The organism is Streptomyces sp. NPDC058289 (assembly GCF_042880975.1).
In the GTDB taxonomy this organism is placed as follows: Bacteria; Actinomycetota; Actinomycetes; order Streptomycetales; family Streptomycetaceae; genus Streptomyces; species Streptomyces stoeckheimensis.
The window spans coordinates 35981-53106 of sequence record NZ_JBHVYI010000018.1 but is presented as its reverse complement, the minus strand read 5'-3'; the positions used below and the strand labels follow the sequence as shown (position 1 = coordinate 53106).

The window sequence follows — 17126 nt, the reverse complement described above, 5'->3', positions numbered from 1 at the left end:
CCCGGCCGCCCTTCGGGCGACGACGGGAGTTTGACGACAGGCCCTAATCTGGCCCGCATGGACGAGCGGGACGAGCTGGACGGCGTGGAGGTCATCGCGTTCGCCGATGCCGGGGCCTTCGAGGACTGGCTGGCCGGACACCACACCCGGCACGAGGGCGTGTGGGTCAGGCTGGCGAAGAAGGCGTCCGGGATCCCTTCGGTCTCCTCGGACGAGCTGGTCGACATCGGGCTGTGCTACGGCTGGATCTCCGGACAGCGCCGGTCCCTGGACGAGCGGCACTACCTCCAGAAGTACGTTCCCCGCAGGCCCCGGAGCCTGTGGTCGCAGGTCAATGTCGACAAGGTGACCGAACTGACGGCCCTGGGCCGGATGCGCGAACCGGGCCTCGCCGAGGTGCGCAAGGCGCAGGAGGACGGCCGGTGGGCGGGCGCCTACGCCTCCCAGCGGACGGCGGAGGTGCCGCCGGACGTCACGGCAGCCCTGGCGAAGAGCCCCGCGGCCCGGGCGGCCTTCGAGGCCCTGGACCGGACCGGGCGCTACCTCGTCGTCCTGCCCCTCCTCCAGGCCCTCACCCCGGAGACCCGGCGGGCCCGCCTGGAGCAGGCCGTACGCCTCCTGGCGCGGGGCGCCTCCGACTGACCCGAGCGGTCCGGGAACGCGGCCGGGCGTGGCATGGTCTCGTCCATGGACGAATGGTTTCTGCAGGCCGGCAGCGGGGCGCGGTTCGACTGGGGGCCCGTGGGCGCGCAGCGGATCGCGGGGGAGGTCGCTTGTCTGGTGGTCGTCGACGTGTTGTCGTTCACGACCTCGGTGACGGTGGCGGTGGAGCGCGGGACGCGGGTGTTTCCGCATGCCTGGCGCGACGAGTCCGCGTCGGAGTTCGCCGAGGAGAAGGGCGCGCGACTCGCCGTCGGGCGGCGGGCGGCCACACCGGCTTCGCCGTGGTCGCTGTCACCGGCGGCGCTGCGGGAGGCCCCCTTCGTCCCGCGCCTGGTCCTGCCCTCCCCCAACGGGTCCGCCATCGCCGCGGCTGCCGCTGCCGCCGGGGCGACGGTGGTCGCGGGGTGTCTGCGCAACGCGAGGGCGGTGGGCCGCAGGCTGGCCCTTCAGGGGTACGGGACCACCGACCGGCCGGTCGCCGTCATCGCCTCGGGCGAGCGGTGGCCGGACGGCAGCCTGCGTCCCGGGCTGGAGGACCTGCTCGGGGCCGGAGCCGTCCTCGCGGCGCTGCGCGAGTACCGCCGCGGGCCGTTGTCGCCCGAAGCGGCCGCCGCGGCCGACTGCTTCGAGGCGACCTCGGACGTGATCGCCGCGGTGGTCGGCAGTGCGTCCGGCCGGGAGCTCGCGAGCGGCGGGTTCGCCCGGGACGTGGACATCGCGACCGAGCTGGACGTCTGCGAGACCGTTCCGGTCCTCGACGGCGGGGCGTTCACGGCCCACTGACCCGGGCCGGGCCGCCGGGGCTACCAGCGCAGCGGCAGGCGGCTCACTCCGTGCATCAGGCTGCCCGGCAGCCAGGCCGGCGGGCCGGCCGCCGGGTCCTCAGCCAGGTCGGGGAAGCGTTCGAGCAGGGAGCGGACGGCGATGCGGCCCTCCATGCGCGCCAGCGGGGCGCCGATGCAGAAGTGGAGTCCGTGGCCGAAGGCCAGGTGGCCCTGCGGGGCGCGGCTGATGTCGAACACCCCGGGGTCCGCGAAGCGGGCGGGGTCGCGGTCGGCGCCGCCCAGGGAGACGAACACCGTGGCTCCGGCCGGGATGGTGGTGCCGCCCACGTCGAGGGGTTCGCGGGCGTAGCGGTACGTGGTGTGCTGCACGGGGCCGTCGTAGCGGAGCATCTCCTCGACCGCCCCGTCGATCAGCCCATCCAAATCACCGCGCAGTGCCGCGAGTTGGTCGGGGTGAGCGAGCAGGGCCCGTACGCCGTTGGAGATGAGGTTCACCGTGGTCTCGTGGCCCGCGACCAGCAGCAGGAAGGCCATCCCGATGACCTCGTCGGAGGACAGGGAGTCGCCGTCCTCGTCGCTGGTCCGGATCAGCGCACTGAGCAGGTCCTCGCCCGGCTCCTTGGACTTGGCTTCGATGAGCTCCGCGAGGTAGATCCCGAGCTCACGGTGCGCGGTGCCGTTCGAGGTGGTCGAGGTGGGGGCGACGATCTCGTTGGACCAGTACCGGAACCTGGCCCGGTCCAGGTCGGGGACGCCGAGGAGCTCGCAGATGACGGTCATCGGGAGCGGGAAGGCCAGCGTTTCGATCAGGTCGCCGCCGCGCTCCGGCACGGCGGCCATCGCGTCGAGCAGCTCGTCGGTGATCTGCTGGACGCGGGCCCGCATGCTTTCCATCCGGCGCGCGGTGAACTCCCGCGAGACCAGGCGCCTCAGCCGGGTGTGGTGCGGCGGGTCGGATTCCAGCATGTTGGAGTTCACGGCGTTGAGCTGGGCGTCCGGGAAGTTGCCCGAGGTGCGCCAGTCCTTGGACAGAGCCGGGTGGTTGAGGGCGCGGCGCGCTTCCTCGTGCCCGACGATCATCCAGCTCGGCTCGACCTCGTCGGCGGCGAGGATGATCCGGTGGACGGGCCCCGCCGCACGCATCCTCTCGTAGAACGCATAGGGGTCGGCATCGAACTCTTCCGCGCTGGCACTGATGTCCACTACTGGCATCGGACCACGGTACGCCCCCTGTTGGAGCCCGGTGAGGGCGGTTTCCGGACACTCCGGGGCAAGAGCCCGATCACGGTAGTCTGCGGCCTTCGCCATACGAAAGAGGGGGACGGCCATGACGACCGCATGCGAGGTAGTCCGGACGACGCTGGAGGTCGTCACTCGGGACGGCACCGCCGATGCCTATCTGGCCCGGCCCGACGGCGAAGGCCCGTACCCCGGGGTGCTGCTGTACGTGAACGCCCTCGGGATCCGTCCGCACATCAAGTCGGTGGCGGACCGGATCGCGGCGGCCGGCTACGTCGTGCTGATGCCCAACCTCTTCTACCGCCACGGGCGCGCACCGGTGTTCGAGCTTCCGGAGTTCGTGGACTTCGGCCGGCAGCCCGAGCTCTTCGAACGGATCGGCCCGGTCCTCGAGTCACTGACGACCGAGCTGGCGATGCGCGACGCCGAGGCCTATCTGGAGCGGCTCGCGGGCCTTCCGGACGTCGCCACCGGGCCGGTGGCGATCACGGGGTACTGCCTGGGCGCCCGGCTGGCCCTGCTCACGGCGGGGACGTACCCGGAACGGGTGGCGGCCGCAGCCGGTTTCCACGGAGGGTTCCTGGCCACGGACGCGGCGGACAGTCCGCACCTGGTGGCGCACCGGGTCACCGCCGAGTTGTACTTCGGCCACGCGGACCAGGACCCGACGCTGCCGGCCGAGCAGATCGACCGGCTGGGCAAGGCCCTCTCGGCAGCGGGCGTCCGCCACCGGGCCGAGGTGTACGGGGGCGCGGCGCACGGCTACACCCTGGCCGACACGAGTTCCTACGACGCGGCCTCGGACGAGCGGCACTGGTCCGCGCTGTTCGCGCTGCTGGACCGAACGTTCTGAGCGGTGTCGGCTTCCAGGGTGACCGGACCGTTGATCGCGTTGCCGGCGCAGTCCGGGCCGCCCCCGCGTCCGCGTCGGAGCCGATCACCACGGAACCGCCGGTGTTCCGTACGCCGACCGGGCCGGTCAGCGTGGATCCGAGAGGGACACGGCGAGCGCCCCGTCGGCGGAGAACGGACCGGTGACGCTGCCGCCCGGGGCGGCGGCCGGGTTCTCGGAGCCCGTCACGGTCGCGGTCAGGGCGAGGCGTGCCCGAACAGCGGGGTGGCGGTGTCCGTGGTGAGGGTGGTCGACGTCCCGTAGCGGAAGGAGATGACGGCCTCGCCGTCTCCGTGCTGGACGCCCGACTCCAGGGAGGCCTCGGAGACACCGGCCTCGGCCGGGGCCGCGTAGCCGCTGCCGCCACCGCCGCCCGCTCCGTAGAGGTTGCCGGGGTTGCCGCCGCCGCCGTGCAGGCCGCCGCCACCGCCTCCGCCGCCGTTGCCACCGCGACCGCCGTTGCCACCGGTGCCACCGGTGCCACCGGAGCCTGGGCTGGGCAGGCCGGGGTGCTGGTCGATGTCGCTCGCGTTGCCTCCCCCTGCGCCGATCGGGTTGGTGTGGGCGCCGGTGCCGTGCTGGGTCTGGGTGCCGCCGGCGCCGGATCCCTCGGGACCCTCGCCCTGGCCGCCGTTCTCCACGGCGGGCCCGCCGCCGTTGCCGCCGCGCAGCAGGGGGCCGCCGTTGCCGGCGCCGCCGCCGGAGCCGCCACCCCCGTGCGCCCCGCCGCCTCCGGTGCCGTGGCCGAACCGCCGGGCCGGGCGTACTCGCCGTGCCGGGAGGTGCCGGAGCTGCCGACGCCTCCCCGGGTGATCTCGACGGCCTGGCCGCCTGCACCCTTCAGTTCTACTGAAAGGAATCATCGAAAACAATCGATGGACCTGAGCAATCCCGGTGGGTGAGAGTCGAGGCATCCCCCCAAGCCCCAACTCCCTTTCTCCACAACGGAAAGAGGCTTCCGCGCATGCAGCTCTCCACCACCGACTTCACCGCCGCGCCCTACGTGTCGGGCGACCCGTACGCCGACTACCGGGGCGGCACCTTCGACTTCTCCCACCTGACCGACCTCGCCGACCGGCGGCTCGGTGCGGGGGTCATCGCCGCCAACGACGAGTTCTTCGCCGAGCGGGAGAACCTCCTGCTGCGCACTCCGGCCGTCTTCGACGTGCACGACTACGGCAACAAGGGGAAGGTGATGGACGGTTGGGAGACCCGGCGCCGGCGCGGGGCGGGCGCCGACGAGCCGTTCCCGACGGGCTCCGATCACGACTGGGCGCTGATCCGTCTCGGCTCCCCCGGCATCATCCGCGGGATCGTCGTCGACACCGCGCACTTCCGAGGCAACCACCCTCAGCAGGTCAGCGTGTGGGCGGCCGCCTTCGAAGGAACGCCCTCGGCTGCCGAACTCCTCGAACGGACGGACGCCTGGGAGGAGATCATCCCCCGCACGCCGGTGCGCGGCCACGCCGCGAACGGGTTCGCGGTCGGGTCCGGGCGCCGCTGGACGCACCTGCGGATCAACCAGCACCCCGACGGGGGCATCGCGCGCCTGCGGGTCCACGGCGAGGTGCTGCCCGACCCCGAATGGCTGGCCCTGCTCGGCACGGTGGACGTGGCCTGCGTGGTCAACGGCGGGGTCGTGGAGGAGGCCTCGGACGGCTTCTACTCCTCCCCCGGGAACACGATCATGCCGGGGCTGTCGCAGAAGCAGGACGACGGCTGGGAGACGCGCCGGCGCCGCGACAAGGGCAACGACTGGATCGCGTACCGGCTGGCCGGGCAGTGCGAGATCCGTGCGGTGGAGGTGGACACCGCGAACTTGAAGGGCAACGCGGCCGGCTGGGTGTCGCTGTCCGTCAAGGACGGTGTGGACGGCGCATGGGCGCAGGTCCTCCCGCGCACCCTGCTGGAGCCCGACAGCCCGCACCGGCTGCCGCTCGCCGCGCCGGTCCCGGCCACGCACGCCCGCATCGACGTCTACCCGGACGGCGGATTCGCCCGCCTGCGCCTGCACGGCCGCCTCACCGACGCCGGAGCCGCCGCCCTCACCGCCCGCGCGGCGGGGGCGGCGGGGACGCCGAGGACGGAGCGCTGACGGGAAAGGGCGGCGGCTCCGGCATCACGCCTGGAGCCGCCGCCCTGGAGGACCGGACTGCTCGACTACTCGACGACGAGCTCGACGGGGATGTTGCCGCGCGTGGCCCGGGAGTAGGGGCAGACCTCGTGCGCCTGCTTGACCAGCAGGGTGCCGGTCTCGCCCATCAGGGCCTCGGGGAGTTCCACGCGCAGGACGACGGCCAGCCCGAAGCCCGCGCCGTCCTTGCCGATGGAGACCTCCGAGGTCACCGAGATCTCACTGGTGTCGACCTTGGCCTGACGGCCGACCAGCCCGAGGGCGCTGGCGAAGCAGGCGGCGTACCCGGCCGCGAAGAGCTGCTCGGGGTTGGTGCCCAGGCCGCTGCCACCGAGGGCCGGCGGCATGGCCAGCGCCAGGTCGATCTGGCCGTCGGAGCTGACGGCGCGGCCTTCGCGGCCGTTGGCGGTGGCGACAGCGGTGTAGATCGCGTCCATCTCGGGGGTTCCTCTCAAGGGGCGGAGGCGGGGCCGCCGACCGGCGACCTCGCTCCATCAATATGGCACACAATTCAGTTGTGCACAATTAAGTTGTCGACGCGGCACCCCCGGGTACACTTGCCCCCATGACCGAGCAATCGACCGACGCCCTCCCCGATCAGGACTTCCTGCGCCTCGACGGCCAGATCTGCTTCGCGCTCGGCGCGGCGAACCGCGCCTTCGGCGGGCTCTACCGGGTCGTCCTGAAGGACCTCGGGCTCACCTACCCCCAGTACCTGGTGATGCTGGTGCTGTGGGAGCACGGCGAGCTGCCGGTCAAACAGCTCGGACAGCACCTGCGGCTCGACTCGGGCACGCTCTCCCCCCTCCTCAAGCGACTGGAGGCGGCCGGCCTGATCGTGCGCGAGCGCAGCGCCGCCGACGAACGGTCCGTGCACGTGCGCCCCACCGAAGCCGGTACGGCCCTGCGCGTGCGAGCCGTCGAGGTGCCCCGGCGCATCGCGGCCGCGACCGGCTTCGAACTCTCCGAGGTCAAGGACCTGCAGGACCGCCTGCGGCGGCTCACCGCCGCCCTGGACGCGGCGGTTCCGCCGGAGTAGCCGGAGTAGCCGGAGTAGCCGGAGCAGGACGTACGGCCCGCGCGGCGGAGGATCCCTGCGGGCGCCACAGGGGGTGCTCGCGGCGTGCCCAGTCGGCGGCCACCGAGCCCGTGCGCATACCGCGCCGGGCCTCCGGATCGCCGACGGCCATCATGACGTGGCCCATGACGGCCACGGTCATCGCGAGGGCCAGCCAGTCGTGCACGAAGGTGGCCCCGGTCCGCCAGGGCAGCGGGGTCAGCCCGGTGAACCACATCAGCAGACCGGTGCCGAGCATCACGAGGGCGGCCCCGGCGCTCCAGCTCGCGTAGAGCTTCTGCCCGGCGTTGAACTTGCCCGCCGGGCGCGCGCCCGGCCGGTGGTCGCGGTGCAGGGCGGAGCGCAGCCAGGTGCGGTCGTGCGGGCCGAAGCGGTTCAGCCTGCGCAGGTCCCCGCGGAAGGACCGGGAGCCGAACCCCAGCAGGACGGGGGCCGGGATCAGCAGTCCGGACCACTCGTGGACGGTGACCACGAGGTGGCGGCGGCCGACGAGTTCGGCGAGGGGCGGCAGGTAGAGGCAGGCCGCGCTCGCCAGGCACACCCCGGTCAGGGTGGCGATGGCCAGGTGGACCAGCCGTTCGGCGGAGCTGAAGCGGCCCACGCGGGCGGGGTGCTCGAGTTCAGACGGTCGGGGCATCGTCGCGTCCGTTCGACTTGCCGACCCAGGCGTCGATGTCGTAGCCGAGTTCCTCCCAGTAGCCGGGCTGGACGTCGGGGGTGAGCGTGATGCCCGACAGCCATTTCGCCGACTTGTAGAAGTACATGGGAGCCGCGTAGAGGCGGACCGGGCCGCCGTGGGCGTGGCTCAGCGGCTTGTCCTGCATGTTCAGGGCGACCATGACGTCCTCGCGGCGGGCCTGCGGGAGCGTGAGGCTCTCGGTGTAGGTGCCGTCGAAGCAGGTGAACCGGATCGCGCGGGCCTCGGGGCGGACCCCGACGGCGTCCAGCAGCCGGAAGAGCGGGACGCCCTCGAAGGGGGTCTCGGGGACCCGCCAGCCCGTCACGCACTGGACGTCGCGGACGATCCGGGTCTGCGGCAGGGCACGCAATGCGTCGAGGGTGTACGTGGCCGGGCGCTCGACCAGGCCGTCGACGGTCAGCCGGTAGGCGGCCGGACCGCGTTCGGGAACCGAGGAGGCGACCGAGTAGTACCGGAACCCGCCGCCTCCCGGCAGCAGTCCGGTGAGCCCGGTGGGGTCCTTGCTCGCGGCCGCCCCCAGTACGGCGTCGAACCCCGACTGGAGCTTCGGCGCGAGGGCCAGACCGAGGGCGCCGAGCCCCACCATGCCGAGGACCAGCCGCCGGCCCACGGGGGCACCGCGGCCGTCGGGGTCGGGAACGGGGTCGGGGCCGAGGTCCGGGCCTGGTTGCTGGTCTGTGCTCACGTGGCGATTCGACCACCCTCGGCACCCCGGCGGCCAGGGTCCGCGCCCGCCCGTCAGACTTCCGTAAGGCGCGCTCACGCGCACAGGGGCCCGCACGGCCGTCCGGCCGGGCCCGCGCGGGGCGGGACCGGCCGGACCACGGGGACCCGACTACGCCCCGCTCGCCTTGAGCATGTCCTCGCGCTCCACGAGCTTCACGCGCTCGCGGCCCTGCGGCTCGCCCAGCGCCTTCTCGGCGGCGTCGAGCTTGTACCAGCCCTCCCACGTCGTGAAGCGGACCTCCCTCTGCGCGAGGAAGGTCTCGACCGCCTCCGGCTCGGGAGCGGCGGGCGTCAGCAGGTTGCCGGCCGCGTGGTCGGCGAGCAGGCTGGCGACCGTCTCGTTCGCGTCGCCCTTGGTGTGGCCGATCAGGCCGATGGGGCCGCGGCGGATCCAGCCGGTGACGTACGTGGACGCGAGGTGCGCGCCGGCTTCGATGACGCGGCCGGCCTCGTCCGGAACCGTGCCGGAGTCGACGTCCCAGGGCAGCTTGGGCAGTTCGTCGGAGAGGTAGCCGACGGCCCGGTAGACGGACTGGACGCCCCAGTCGGTGAACGTGCCGGTGCCCTTGACGTTGCCGGTGCCGTCGAGCTCGGTGCGCTCGGTGCGCAGGCCCACGACCTTGCCGTCCTCGCCGAGGACCTCGGTGGGCGACTCGAAGAAGTGCAGGAAGAGCTTGTGCGGGCGCTCGCCTATGTCGCGGATCGCCCAGTTCTCCAGGGTCTTGGCGACCATGTCCGCCTGCTTGTTGGAGCGGCGGGTGGTGATCGAACCCTCGTCGTAGTCGATGTCCTCGGGGTTGACGATGACCTCGATGTTCGGCGAGTGGTCCAGCTCGCGCAGCTCCATCGGGCTGAACTTGGCCTGCGCGGGGCCGCGACGGCCGAAGACGTGGACCTCGAGGGCCTTGTTGGCCTTGAGGCCGTCGTAGACGTTCGCCGGGATCTCGGTCGGCAGCAGCTCGTCGGCGGTCTTGGCGAGGATCCGGGCCACGTCGAGGGCGACGTTGCCGACGCCGAGGACAGCGACCTTCTCGGCCTCCAGCGGCCAGGTGCGCGGCACGTCGGGGTGGCCGTCGTACCAGGAGACGAAGTCGGCGGCGCCGTAGGAGCCGTCGAGGTCGACACCGGGGATGGTGAGCGCGCGGTCCGCGGTGGCGCCGGTGGAGAAGATCACGGCGTCGTAGAAGGAGCGCAGCTCGTCGAGGCTGATGTCGTTCGGGTAGTCGACGTTGCCGAAGAGGCGGACCTGCGGCTTGTCGAGCACCTGGTGCAGGGCGGTGATGATGCCCTTGATGCGGGGGTGGTCGGGAGCGACGCCGTAGCGGATCAGACCGAAGGGGGCCGGCATCCGTTCGAAGATGTCGATGGACACACCCGGCTCGGCGGCCGCCTCGGACTTCAGCAGGGCGTCGGCGGCGTAGATGCCGGCGGGGCCGGCACCGACGATTGCTACCCGCAGGGGGCGAGGCATGGCTGGGTTCCCTTCGAACGACGAAAGACTCGATCAAGGGAACCCTAAGCTAAGGGCAGCCTAACCCGGCACCCACCCCCTGGTTATGCCCCTATAACCCAACCTTATGGCTTCCCCAAGACTTGGTTGGAGTGGGCGTGGGCCTCGCGGGCCGTGAGCTGCCCCTGGACGAAAGCGTCCGTATCCGGAGAGTACGGACCACCATGGTCGAAGAGCAGCTCCGTGATGCGCCGCCATTCCGCGACGGCGGCGCGGGTGGGGGCGTCGGCGCTCTCCAGGTCGCCCGCGGCCTCCACGGCGGCGGCCTCGCCGGCTTCGAGCGCCTCCTCGGCCTGGTGGTGGGTCAGGCCGGTGGCCTGCTCCCGCACCCGGGCGCGGGCCGCGCGCTCCGCGTCGGAGGGGACGTGCGGTTCGTTGGCGGCGTCGTCGGTCACGGCGGTTCTGCCTCTGCTTCCTGTTTCGGGAATCGTGGGGATCGTGGGGATCGTGGGGATGGCGGGGATCGTGGGGATGGCGGGGATCGTTGTGGGCGGGCGTTCCGGGCGGAGTCGGCCCGGGGTCACCAGGTCTCGGTGACGGTCACGGGGAACTCCTCCCGCGTACGAACCGTGACGGTGCCCGCATCGGTGCCCCCGTACACCTCGTGCCGCCAAGCCGCGAAGACCCGTACCACCCTGCGGGCGTCGTCGCCACGGCCCTTGCCCACCGAGCGGGTGGTGAAGGCCACCTCCGCGAGGCCCCTCCCGCGCACCTTGCGGACGCGGACCTCGCCGATGCCGTCCGCCGAGATGAACGTGTCCTCGTCGGTGCGGTGCTCCGCGTAATAGGCGACGAAGTCCCGCCTCATGTCGAACCACCCGGCCGCGCCGCAGGGACCCGCGCCATTGGTGGCGGCGCCGGGTCCGGAGGTGCCGTCCGTGGGCGGGTCGGGCGCGCCCGTGTCCTGATCGGTGGGCGGGTCGGCAGGGCCGCCCGTCTCCTGATCGGTCGGAGGACCGGCCTGACCCCCGGTCTCCTCGTCCGTGGGCGGGCCGGCGTATCCTCCCGTCTCCTCATCGGTCGGGGGGCCGGCGTATCCACCCGTCTCCTCCTCCGTCGGCGGGCCCGCGTATCCGCCCGTCTGCTCCTCCGTCGGGACGTCGGGCGCGGCGGTGGTCCCGCCCGCGCCGGCATCCGTACCCGTCGTCCCGTCCAGATCGCAGCGCTCCGCACCGGACGCCGCCACGGGAGCGGCGGGCCCGGCCGCCTCCCCCGCCCGTACGGTGCCGCAGGCCGCGAGTCCGGCGCACAGGAGTACCGCCAGCGCGGCCAGGGCGGCCGTCCGCCCGGTCCGGGATACCGCAGTCGTCGTCATGTCATCTCCCCCTTCTGCCCGTGTAGAGGGCTCCGCGTGGGGCGCGGTTGCCTCCCGGGCCGCCGTTCCCGCAGGGCGGGGGCGTGGTATCGCTGTGCCGCATGACGAACCCCCCGACTCCCCCGGTCCCGGTCCCCCTTGAGGCGCGGCCCGTCCTCTTCCTCGACGTGGACGGACCCCTCATCCCGTTCGGGTCCGCGCACGGCTACCCGGTCTACGAGTACCCCGGCGCGCCGACCGGAGCCGACGGGCACCCCCTCCTCTCCCGGCTCGATCCCGCACTCGGGCCGCGGCTCGCCGGTCTGCCGTGCGAGCTCGTCTGGGCCACGACCTGGATGGACGACGCCAACGCCTGCGTCGCCCCTCGGCTCGGGCTGCCGGACCTGCCGGTGGCGGACTGGCCCGAGCCCTCCGCCGAGGACTTCCGGAGCGGCGTCCACTGGAAGACCGCCGGCCTCGTCGCGTGGGCCGCGGGCCGGGCGTTCGCATGGGTCGACGACGAGATCGGCGACGCGGACCGCCGTTGGGTGTCCGCCCACCACCCCGGCCCGGCCCTCCTCCACCGCGTCGACCCCCGGGTCGGCCTCGGCGACGGCGACTTCGCCGTTCTGGAGGCGTGGCTGCACGCCCACGGCGGCTGAGCCCGGGCAGTTGCGGGCCCTGCGCCCGAGCCGGGCGGCGGCCGCCCCGCCCGCCACCCGGCGTACGCCCGGGGAGCGTTCGCCGCCCGCCGGACCAACGGGGTCTGGCTTCGAGCGCCGTCCGGCATGGGTAGGCTTCCCGCGACACAGTGTGCGGCGGGTTTCGGGGTGGGGTCATGGGGCGTCAGATGCGTGTGCCCGGTGCGGTACTGGCGGCCGTGCTGCTGCTGGCAGCCGCCGGATGTTCCGGAGCGGGGAGCGGATCCGGGGCGGATCCCGGCGACGATCCGAAGCCGGGCGGCTCCGCGCCCGCCACCTCCGCCGCTCCCGCCGACGGGAAGCCCCCCTCCGGCGACGTGCTCCCCGGCATGGTCGGCGTCTCCGTGGCCCGTACGCAGCTGGCCGCGCTGAAGGTGGCTCCGCCGGGAACCATGTCGGGCTACAGCCGGGACAAGTTCACGCACTGGGCGGAGCAGGGCGACAAGTGCGACACCCGCGAGGTGATCCTCCAGCGGGACGGTGCGAACGTCACCCGGGACTCCCAGTGCAAGGCCGTGTCCGGCACGTGGAAGAGCCTGTACGACGATGTGGTGGTCACCGAGGCCTCGAAGATCGACATCGACCACATGGTGCCCCTCGCCGAGGGATGGCGCTCCGGCGCGGCCGGCTGGGACGCAGCGAAGCGCAAGGCCTTCGCGAACGATCTGACGCGCCCTCAACTGCTGGCGGTGACCGCCTCGTCGAACCGTTCGAAGGGCGACCAGAGTCCCGACCTGTGGCAGCCGCCGTCGAAGACGGCCTGGTGTCAGTACGGGCGGGCCTGGACGACGGTCAAGTCCACGTACGGGCTGACCGTCACCGAGCCCGAGAAGAAGATGCTCTCCACCATGCTGGACACCTGCGCGGCCTGACGCGGCTCACCCCGAGACCGTTCGCCCCCAGACGGTTCACCCCAGGACGGCGATGCCCAGGGGGCGCGATCCCGCCGCGAGCCGGCGGCTGCTCCCGGTGTCGAGGTCCACGACCGTGATGCCGTTCCAGTAGCCGTCCCGGGTGTAGCCCCCGGTGACGTAGGCCGTCCGCCCGTCCCGGGACACGGCCACGCCCTCGTGCGGCCCGTCCAGCGGGTACACCCGCTCCGAGCCGTCCGGGGAACGGACCGTGAGGGAGGGCCCCTTGCCCTTGCCCGGTTCCACCGCCCCCGTGCCGACCACCAGCAGCCTGCCGTCCGCCGTGATCGCGGCCCCGTGCTGATGGGTGTCGGCGGTCATCTCCTCCACCGTGGTGCGGCCCGTCCGCGGATCCACCACCGCGAGCCGCTCGCCCTCGAAGGGCAGCAGGAGCATCCCGTCCGCCGGCCGTACGACGGCGTAGTGCGGCTTCAGCCAGGAGCCGAGGCCGCCCTCCGTCCCGTACGGGGCGACCTCGATGCGTCGCGGCGGCTCGGATGCCGCGCTTTCACCGGTTCCGCCGGTTCCCCCGCAGGATCCGACGGGCACGACGGTGACGTCGAAGGAGTCGTGGCCGGTGACGTACACCTCCGAGCCGTCGCGCGAGACGTCCACGTCGAAGGGTCGGCGGCCCACCGGGACCACCGCCGTGACCTGGGTCTTCGCCGTGTCGATGACCTCCAGGACGCCGGTGGTCCCGGGCACGTTGACCCCGGCGTACGCATGCGCGCCGTCGGGCGAGAGCGCGATGCCCATGCCGCCGCCCCGGTACTCGCCGCCGGTCGCGGGCCCGGTGCCGGTGGTGCGGTACGGGATCATGGTCAGCCGGGTCCGCGTCCGCGTGTCCACGACGGCGACCCCCTCGGCCGTGGCCACCCAGGCCCGGCCGTCCGCGCCGACCACCAGGCCGTACGGGGCCCTGCCGACCGGCACCGAGCCGACCGCCCCGCGCTCCGGGTCGACGAAGGTGACGGTGTCGGCCCCGAAGTCGGCGACCAGCAGGGTGCCGCCCGGGGTGGTCGCGGCCGTCGGCAGCGGGGAGGCCGCGGGGGCGGCGGTCGGGGGCGCGTCGGGGGTGGAGCAGGCCCCCAGCAGCAGTGCTCCGGCGAGGGCCGCGACGGCGGTACGGGTTCCCCGTACGCGGCGGCGCGGGTGCGGGCGGGCGTGCTGCGGCATGGGCGTGGCCCCTTTCGGTTCCGGGGGCGGGGCCCGGTGGTGCGCCCGCTCCCCCGTACCCATCCTCACCTCGCGAGGCCGCCCGACCGCTCGGCCCGGCGGCCGACAGCGGGGTCAGCCGATCGGTCGATGCGGGGACGCACCCAGCCGGGGTGGGTGGGGCGAAGGATGCAGGTGGGGCGCCCTGGGGCGGGGTGGGCGGCTCAGCCCTCGTACTCCGTCAGGTCGATGCCGTGGAGGTTGAGGAGCGCGCCGGTCTCCGGGTGGTTGATGTCCTTCTCGGCGGTCATGCCCAGCTTGCGGATCACGTTCTCGGACTCGTCGTTGCCCGCCCGGTTGACGGCGACGACCCGGTCGAGGCCCCGATCCTGGAGGGCGAACTCCAGGGTGGCGTGCGCGGCCTCGGAGCCGTAGCCCTGGCCCCAGTAGGAACGGCCGAGCCGCCAGGTGATTTCGGCCGCCGGCAGGACCTCGGGCAGCCACCACGGCATGGAGAGCCCCACGGCTCCGATCAGCTCGCCGGAGGCCAGCAGCTCCACGGCGAAGATCCCGAAGCCCTCCTCGTCCCACTCGTCCTCCCACCGCTCGATGGTCTCGGCGGTCTCCTCCAGGTCGAGGGTCTCGCCGTCGCCGATCCAGCGCATCACCTCGGGGTCGGCGTTGATCTCCGACAGGGGGACGAGGTCGTCCTCGGACCAGCGGCGGAGGAGGAGGCGGGGGGTACGGATCTCGGTCATGCCTCCATCCTGCCGAACGCACCGGACATCGCGTAATCGGGTCCGCCGTCGGGCCTCGCCAGTGCTCTGACCGGGAAGGTTTGCCGGATTGGGACGTGCGAGATGATCGCGTCGTGACTGAGATCGTTCTGATGTCGGATCCGAAGGTCGCCGCGATACCCGTCGCGGAGTGCGGTGACCCTCTCGTGGACGTCCGCCTCGGAGGTTCGCTGCTGGTCGACCCGCGCAAGCAGGACCCGGCCGATGGATTCGGGTACCCACGGAGATCACACCTCGCCACTGACCGGCACGGACAACCCGGCGAACCTTCCCTGTCACCGCACCAGGCCGTCCGTCGGATCCCCCGCCGGGACGGTGATCGCGTCGAGCTGCGCCCGCAGGTAGACGTGCGAGTCGACCGGCTCGTGCACGATCCGCCCCAGCGGCGCCGGGAGGGATTCCACCCGGGTGTGCGGGTCGCACTCGTAGAAGTAGACCAGCGAGATCAGCTCCTCGGCGGGCGCGTCGGCGGGCGGCGGCAGTACCCGGTGGCGGCCGGCCCGCCACCGGTCGCCCGTCCAGCGCGCCATCAGGTCTCCGATGTTCACGGTGAGCGCGGCCGGATCGTACGGGGCGTCCTGCCAGCCCTCGGCGTCGGTGTGGATCTGGAGTCCGCCGGTGCCCAGCTGCCGGTCCAGGACGGTGACGGTCCCGAAGTCGGTGTGCGCGCCGATGCGGAACTGGCCGGGCAGCGGCGGCCCGACGATCTCGGTGCCGGGATACCAGTTGACGTTGAACCCCCAGGTGGGGTGGCCGGTGTGACGGGTGAAATGGTCCGTGCCCAGGCCCAGGGCGGTGGCCAGCAGCTCCAGCAGCTCGTCGGAGAGCGCGCGCATCGCGGCCAGGTACTCCGTCACCAGCCCGCGCAGCACGGGCACTTCGGCCGGCCAGGCGTTCGGCCGGAACCACTCGGCGTCCACCGAGGCGATCCCCGTCGGCTCCTCCGCCGCCCAGGACCACGATTCCTTGAGGTCCGGCGGGGATGCCGCGCCCTCCGCGTAGCTGTTGGCCTCGGCGCCCGGGCCGAGCCAGCCGCGGTCGCCGACCGCGACGGCGTACGGGGCCTTGACGGCGGCCGGGAGCCGGAAGAAGGTCCGCGCCGCCTCCCGGATCCGCCGGGGCAGCTCCGGGTCCACCCCGTGCCCGGCCACCAGCAGGAAGCCGGCCGTCCGCAGCGCCTCGTCGACACGGGCGGCCACGAGGCGGCGTGCCTCGGGCCCGCCCGTTCGCCACGGGCCGAGATCGATCAAGGGGACCTGGGAACTCGCCATGCGCGACCTGCTTTCCGGGCCGGGGGCGCGGCGGGAACCCAGGGCGTGCCTGGGCTCCGCTCAGCCCCGTAGGACGTACCGGACCAGGCCCTCCCCGGTACCGGCCTCCGTGAAACCGGCCCGCCGCAGCACCGCCCGGGAGGATGCGTTGTCGTCGTCCGTCGTGGCCTCCAGCCGGGTGACGCCCGGTCGCCCGAAGGCCCAGGCCGACAGGGCCTTCAGCGCCTCGGTGGCGTAGCCGTTGCCGCGGGCCGAGGGGACCAGGTCGTAGCCGAGCTCGGTGCGGCCGTCCGCGTCCGGGGCGGCGTGGAAGCCCATGCCGCCGATGGCCTTGCGGTCGCTCGCGCGGACGATGACGTACGGTCCCCAGCCCGCCCGGTACGTGCCTTCCTCGCGCGCCCTCGTCACGATCCCGCCGGCGTCCCGGGTGTCGTCGGCAGGTCCGTCCTCCACCCAGACGAACCCGCCGTTGCCGCCCGCTTGCAGGTCGGCCGCGACCGCCGGGGACATGGGGCAGAGCAGTACGCGCTCGGCCGCGACGGGGTCGGCGTACCAGCGCCAGGTCGTCAGGCGGGCCAGGCCGGGGAGTTCGCCCCGGCCCGTGGCCCAGAGCAGGGTCCGCCAGGCCTCGTGGCCGCGCGGGAGGTGCGGGAAGAGCCGGTCCAGGACCCGCTCGGCCAGTGCGGGGTCCGGCACCCAGTCGTGGACGCCGAGTCCGCCGAGGATGTCGTGGGTGTGCAGCAGGGTCTCGAGGACGCCCATCGCCGCGAAGCCGTCCGCGCCCGCGTCCCCGTACGGGTGCCAGGCGCGGGCGCCGGGTCCGGCGAGGGCCACGGCGGCCGACAGGAACCCGCCGGAAGCCTCGATCATGTCGACCAAGCCGGCCGGGCCGGTCCCCTCGTCGGCCCCTATCCGCAGAGGGACGTACGCATCGGTGGCGCGGACCGTGAGCTGGGCGGCGTAGGCGGTGAAGTCCTCGGTCACGTGGACGGCGGTGTCGCGGCAGCTCCACTCCAGGCCGGCGGCCGGAACGTCCCAGTCCAGGTGCGCCACCTCCCGCAGCGCCCGGGTGGTGAGCGACACCGCTGTATCGATGTCCTTGGAATTCATGATCGTCATAGGCGGCACCCTAGGGGCCCGTCCGGGTGCCGCCAAGGGGATATCCGTGCCCCACGGCCGGTGGTCCCGGTGGCGCGCCTGCGGGCCAGGGCCGGGGCGCGGGCGCTACTGCTTGTGCTCGGACGGCGCGCTGACCGCGCCCCGGTGAAGG

19 protein-coding genes are annotated in these 17126 nt (G+C 73.3%); 7 read left to right on the top strand and 12 right to left on the bottom strand.

The window, feature by feature from the left end; translation table 11 throughout:
* The first annotated feature begins 57 nt into the window (after positions 1–57).
* The gene (locus ACFVX6_RS12015) at positions 58–642 is read left to right on the top strand and encodes a YdeI family protein (protein WP_389690365.1); all 585 of its coding nucleotides are present in this window, start codon (positions 58–60) and stop codon (positions 640–642) included.
* A gap of 45 nt (positions 643–687) precedes the next feature.
* Entirely contained in the window at positions 688–1446 is a 759-nt protein-coding gene (locus ACFVX6_RS12010; RefSeq protein ID WP_389690363.1) for a 2-phosphosulfolactate phosphatase, read from the top strand.
* 20 nt (positions 1447–1466) lie between these two features.
* Here ACFVX6_RS12010 and ACFVX6_RS12005 read toward each other — a convergent pair whose 3' ends face one another.
* Positions 1467–2660 (bottom strand): cytochrome P450, encoded by a 1194-nt coding sequence (locus ACFVX6_RS12005; protein ID WP_389690361.1) that lies wholly within the window; start codon positions 2658–2660, stop codon positions 1467–1469.
* A 115-nt stretch (positions 2661–2775) separates the two neighbouring features.
* Here ACFVX6_RS12005 and ACFVX6_RS12000 point away from each other — a divergent pair, with 115 nt between their 5' ends.
* Positions 2776–3540, top strand: a complete 765-nt coding sequence (locus ACFVX6_RS12000; RefSeq protein ID WP_389690359.1) for a dienelactone hydrolase family protein — start codon at positions 2776–2778, stop codon at positions 3538–3540.
* Positions 3541–3776: 236 nt separating this feature from the next.
* On the opposite strand, the gene ACFVX6_RS11995 is transcribed toward ACFVX6_RS12000, so the two are convergent.
* Positions 3777–4220 (bottom strand): hypothetical protein, encoded by a 444-nt coding sequence (locus ACFVX6_RS11995; protein WP_389690357.1) that lies wholly within the window; start codon positions 4218–4220, stop codon positions 3777–3779.
* Between the two features lie 323 nt (positions 4221–4543).
* Here ACFVX6_RS11995 and alc point away from each other — a divergent pair, with 323 nt between their 5' ends.
* Complete coding sequence (alc, locus tag ACFVX6_RS11990) at positions 4544–5674, top strand: allantoicase (RefSeq protein ID WP_389690355.1); 1131 nt, start codon at positions 4544–4546, stop codon at positions 5672–5674.
* Positions 5675–5739: 65 nt separating this feature from the next.
* Here the strand turns inward: alc and ACFVX6_RS11985 are convergent, their stop codons facing one another.
* Positions 5740–6150: an organic hydroperoxide resistance protein gene (locus ACFVX6_RS11985; RefSeq protein WP_250741571.1), complete on the bottom strand. Its 411-nt coding sequence runs from the start codon at positions 6148–6150 to the stop codon at positions 5740–5742.
* 128 nt (positions 6151–6278) lie between these two features.
* Here ACFVX6_RS11985 and ACFVX6_RS11980 point away from each other — a divergent pair, with 128 nt between their 5' ends.
* Positions 6279–6752: a MarR family winged helix-turn-helix transcriptional regulator gene (locus ACFVX6_RS11980; protein ID WP_389690353.1), complete on the top strand. Its 474-nt coding sequence runs from the start codon at positions 6279–6281 to the stop codon at positions 6750–6752.
* On the opposite strand, the gene ACFVX6_RS11975 is transcribed toward ACFVX6_RS11980, so the two are convergent.
* The 5 genes from ACFVX6_RS11975 to ACFVX6_RS11955 all read right to left on the bottom strand — a co-directional run bounded on the left by ACFVX6_RS11975 (position 6715) and on the right by ACFVX6_RS11955 (position 11042).
* Positions 6715–7428, bottom strand: coding sequence for a cytochrome b/b6 domain-containing protein (locus ACFVX6_RS11975; RefSeq protein ID WP_389690351.1), 714 nt, complete (start codon positions 7426–7428; stop codon positions 6715–6717). The two genes, ACFVX6_RS11980 and ACFVX6_RS11975, sit on opposite strands and share 38 nt — an antisense overlap.
* Positions 7412–8077 carry a molybdopterin-dependent oxidoreductase gene (locus ACFVX6_RS11970; protein WP_389690469.1) on the bottom strand — a complete coding sequence of 222 codons (666 nt, stop codon included), beginning with the start codon at positions 8075–8077 and terminating at the stop codon, positions 7412–7414. Before ACFVX6_RS11970 ends, ACFVX6_RS11975 begins: the two co-directional genes overlap by 17 nt.
* Before the next feature lie 249 nt (positions 8078–8326).
* On the bottom strand, positions 8327–9688 hold the full coding sequence (locus ACFVX6_RS11965; protein ID WP_389690349.1) for an FAD-dependent oxidoreductase: 1362 nt from the start codon (positions 9686–9688) through the stop codon (positions 8327–8329).
* 104 nt (positions 9689–9792) lie between these two features.
* The gene (locus tag ACFVX6_RS11960) at positions 9793–10122 is read right to left on the bottom strand and encodes a hypothetical protein (RefSeq protein ID WP_389690348.1); all 330 of its coding nucleotides are present in this window, start codon (positions 10120–10122) and stop codon (positions 9793–9795) included.
* 125 nt (positions 10123–10247) lie between these two features.
* The gene (locus ACFVX6_RS11955; RefSeq protein ID WP_389690346.1) at positions 10248–11042 is read right to left on the bottom strand and encodes a hypothetical protein; all 795 of its coding nucleotides are present in this window, start codon (positions 11040–11042) and stop codon (positions 10248–10250) included.
* A 101-nt stretch (positions 11043–11143) separates the two neighbouring features.
* Here ACFVX6_RS11955 and ACFVX6_RS11950 point away from each other — a divergent pair, with 101 nt between their 5' ends.
* Positions 11144–11683, top strand: a complete 540-nt coding sequence (locus ACFVX6_RS11950; RefSeq protein WP_389690344.1) for a hypothetical protein — start codon at positions 11144–11146, stop codon at positions 11681–11683.
* 188 nt (positions 11684–11871) lie between these two features.
* On the top strand, positions 11872–12594 hold the full coding sequence (locus ACFVX6_RS11945) for an HNH endonuclease family protein (RefSeq protein ID WP_389690342.1): 723 nt from the start codon (positions 11872–11874) through the stop codon (positions 12592–12594).
* A gap of 36 nt (positions 12595–12630) precedes the next feature.
* On the opposite strand, the gene ACFVX6_RS11940 is transcribed toward ACFVX6_RS11945, so the two are convergent.
* The 4 genes from ACFVX6_RS11940 to ACFVX6_RS11925 form a co-directional block, all read right to left on the bottom strand.
* Positions 12631–13809 carry a hypothetical protein gene (locus tag ACFVX6_RS11940; protein ID WP_389690340.1) on the bottom strand — a complete coding sequence of 393 codons (1179 nt, stop codon included), beginning with the start codon at positions 13807–13809 and terminating at the stop codon, positions 12631–12633.
* A gap of 203 nt (positions 13810–14012) precedes the next feature.
* Positions 14013–14546 carry a GNAT family N-acetyltransferase gene (locus tag ACFVX6_RS11935; protein WP_389690338.1) on the bottom strand — a complete coding sequence of 178 codons (534 nt, stop codon included), beginning with the start codon at positions 14544–14546 and terminating at the stop codon, positions 14013–14015.
* 314 nt (positions 14547–14860) lie between these two features.
* Positions 14861–15856, bottom strand: coding sequence for an isopenicillin N synthase family dioxygenase (locus ACFVX6_RS11930; protein ID WP_389690336.1), 996 nt, complete (start codon positions 15854–15856; stop codon positions 14861–14863).
* 60 nt (positions 15857–15916) lie between these two features.
* Complete coding sequence (locus ACFVX6_RS11925) at positions 15917–16975, bottom strand: GNAT family N-acetyltransferase (protein WP_389690334.1); 1059 nt, start codon at positions 16973–16975, stop codon at positions 15917–15919.
* Positions 16976–17126: the final 151 nt, after the last annotated feature.

Bases quoted from the DNA above. Each gene is read 5' to 3' on its own strand.
- ACFVX6_RS12015 (WP_389690365.1), top strand. From the start codon at position 58: ATGGACGAGCGGGACGAGCTGGACGGCGTGGAGGTCATCGCGTTCGCC.
- ACFVX6_RS12010 (WP_389690363.1), top strand. From the start codon at position 688: ATGGACGAATGGTTTCTGCAGGCCGGCAGCGGGGCGCGGTTCGACTGG.
- ACFVX6_RS12005 (WP_389690361.1), bottom strand. From the start codon at position 2,660: ATGCCAGTAGTGGACATCAGTGCCAGCGCGGAAGAGTTCGATGCCGAC.
- ACFVX6_RS12000 (WP_389690359.1), top strand. From the start codon at position 2,776: ATGACGACCGCATGCGAGGTAGTCCGGACGACGCTGGAGGTCGTCACT.
- alc (WP_389690355.1), top strand. From the start codon at position 4,544: ATGCAGCTCTCCACCACCGACTTCACCGCCGCGCCCTACGTGTCGGGC.
- ACFVX6_RS11985 (WP_250741571.1), bottom strand. From the start codon at position 6,150: ATGGACGCGATCTACACCGCTGTCGCCACCGCCAACGGCCGCGAAGGC.
- ACFVX6_RS11980 (WP_389690353.1), top strand. From the start codon at position 6,279: ATGACCGAGCAATCGACCGACGCCCTCCCCGATCAGGACTTCCTGCGC.
- ACFVX6_RS11975 (WP_389690351.1), bottom strand. From the start codon at position 7,428: ATGCCCCGACCGTCTGAACTCGAGCACCCCGCCCGCGTGGGCCGCTTC.
- ACFVX6_RS11970 (WP_389690469.1), bottom strand. From the start codon at position 8,077: ATGGTGGGGCTCGGCGCCCTCGGTCTGGCCCTCGCGCCGAAGCTCCAG.
- ACFVX6_RS11965 (WP_389690349.1), bottom strand. From the start codon at position 9,688: ATGCCTCGCCCCCTGCGGGTAGCAATCGTCGGTGCCGGCCCCGCCGGC.
- ACFVX6_RS11955 (WP_389690346.1), bottom strand. From the start codon at position 11,042: ATGACGACGACTGCGGTATCCCGGACCGGGCGGACGGCCGCCCTGGCC.
- ACFVX6_RS11950 (WP_389690344.1), top strand. From the start codon at position 11,144: ATGACGAACCCCCCGACTCCCCCGGTCCCGGTCCCCCTTGAGGCGCGG.
- ACFVX6_RS11945 (WP_389690342.1), top strand. From the start codon at position 11,872: ATGCGTGTGCCCGGTGCGGTACTGGCGGCCGTGCTGCTGCTGGCAGCC.
- ACFVX6_RS11940 (WP_389690340.1), bottom strand. From the start codon at position 13,809: ATGCCGCAGCACGCCCGCCCGCACCCGCGCCGCCGCGTACGGGGAACC.
- ACFVX6_RS11935 (WP_389690338.1), bottom strand. From the start codon at position 14,546: ATGACCGAGATCCGTACCCCCCGCCTCCTCCTCCGCCGCTGGTCCGAG.
- ACFVX6_RS11930 (WP_389690336.1), bottom strand. From the start codon at position 15,856: ATGGCGAGTTCCCAGGTCCCCTTGATCGATCTCGGCCCGTGGCGAACG.
- ACFVX6_RS11925 (WP_389690334.1), bottom strand. From the start codon at position 16,975: ATGACGATCATGAATTCCAAGGACATCGATACAGCGGTGTCGCTCACC.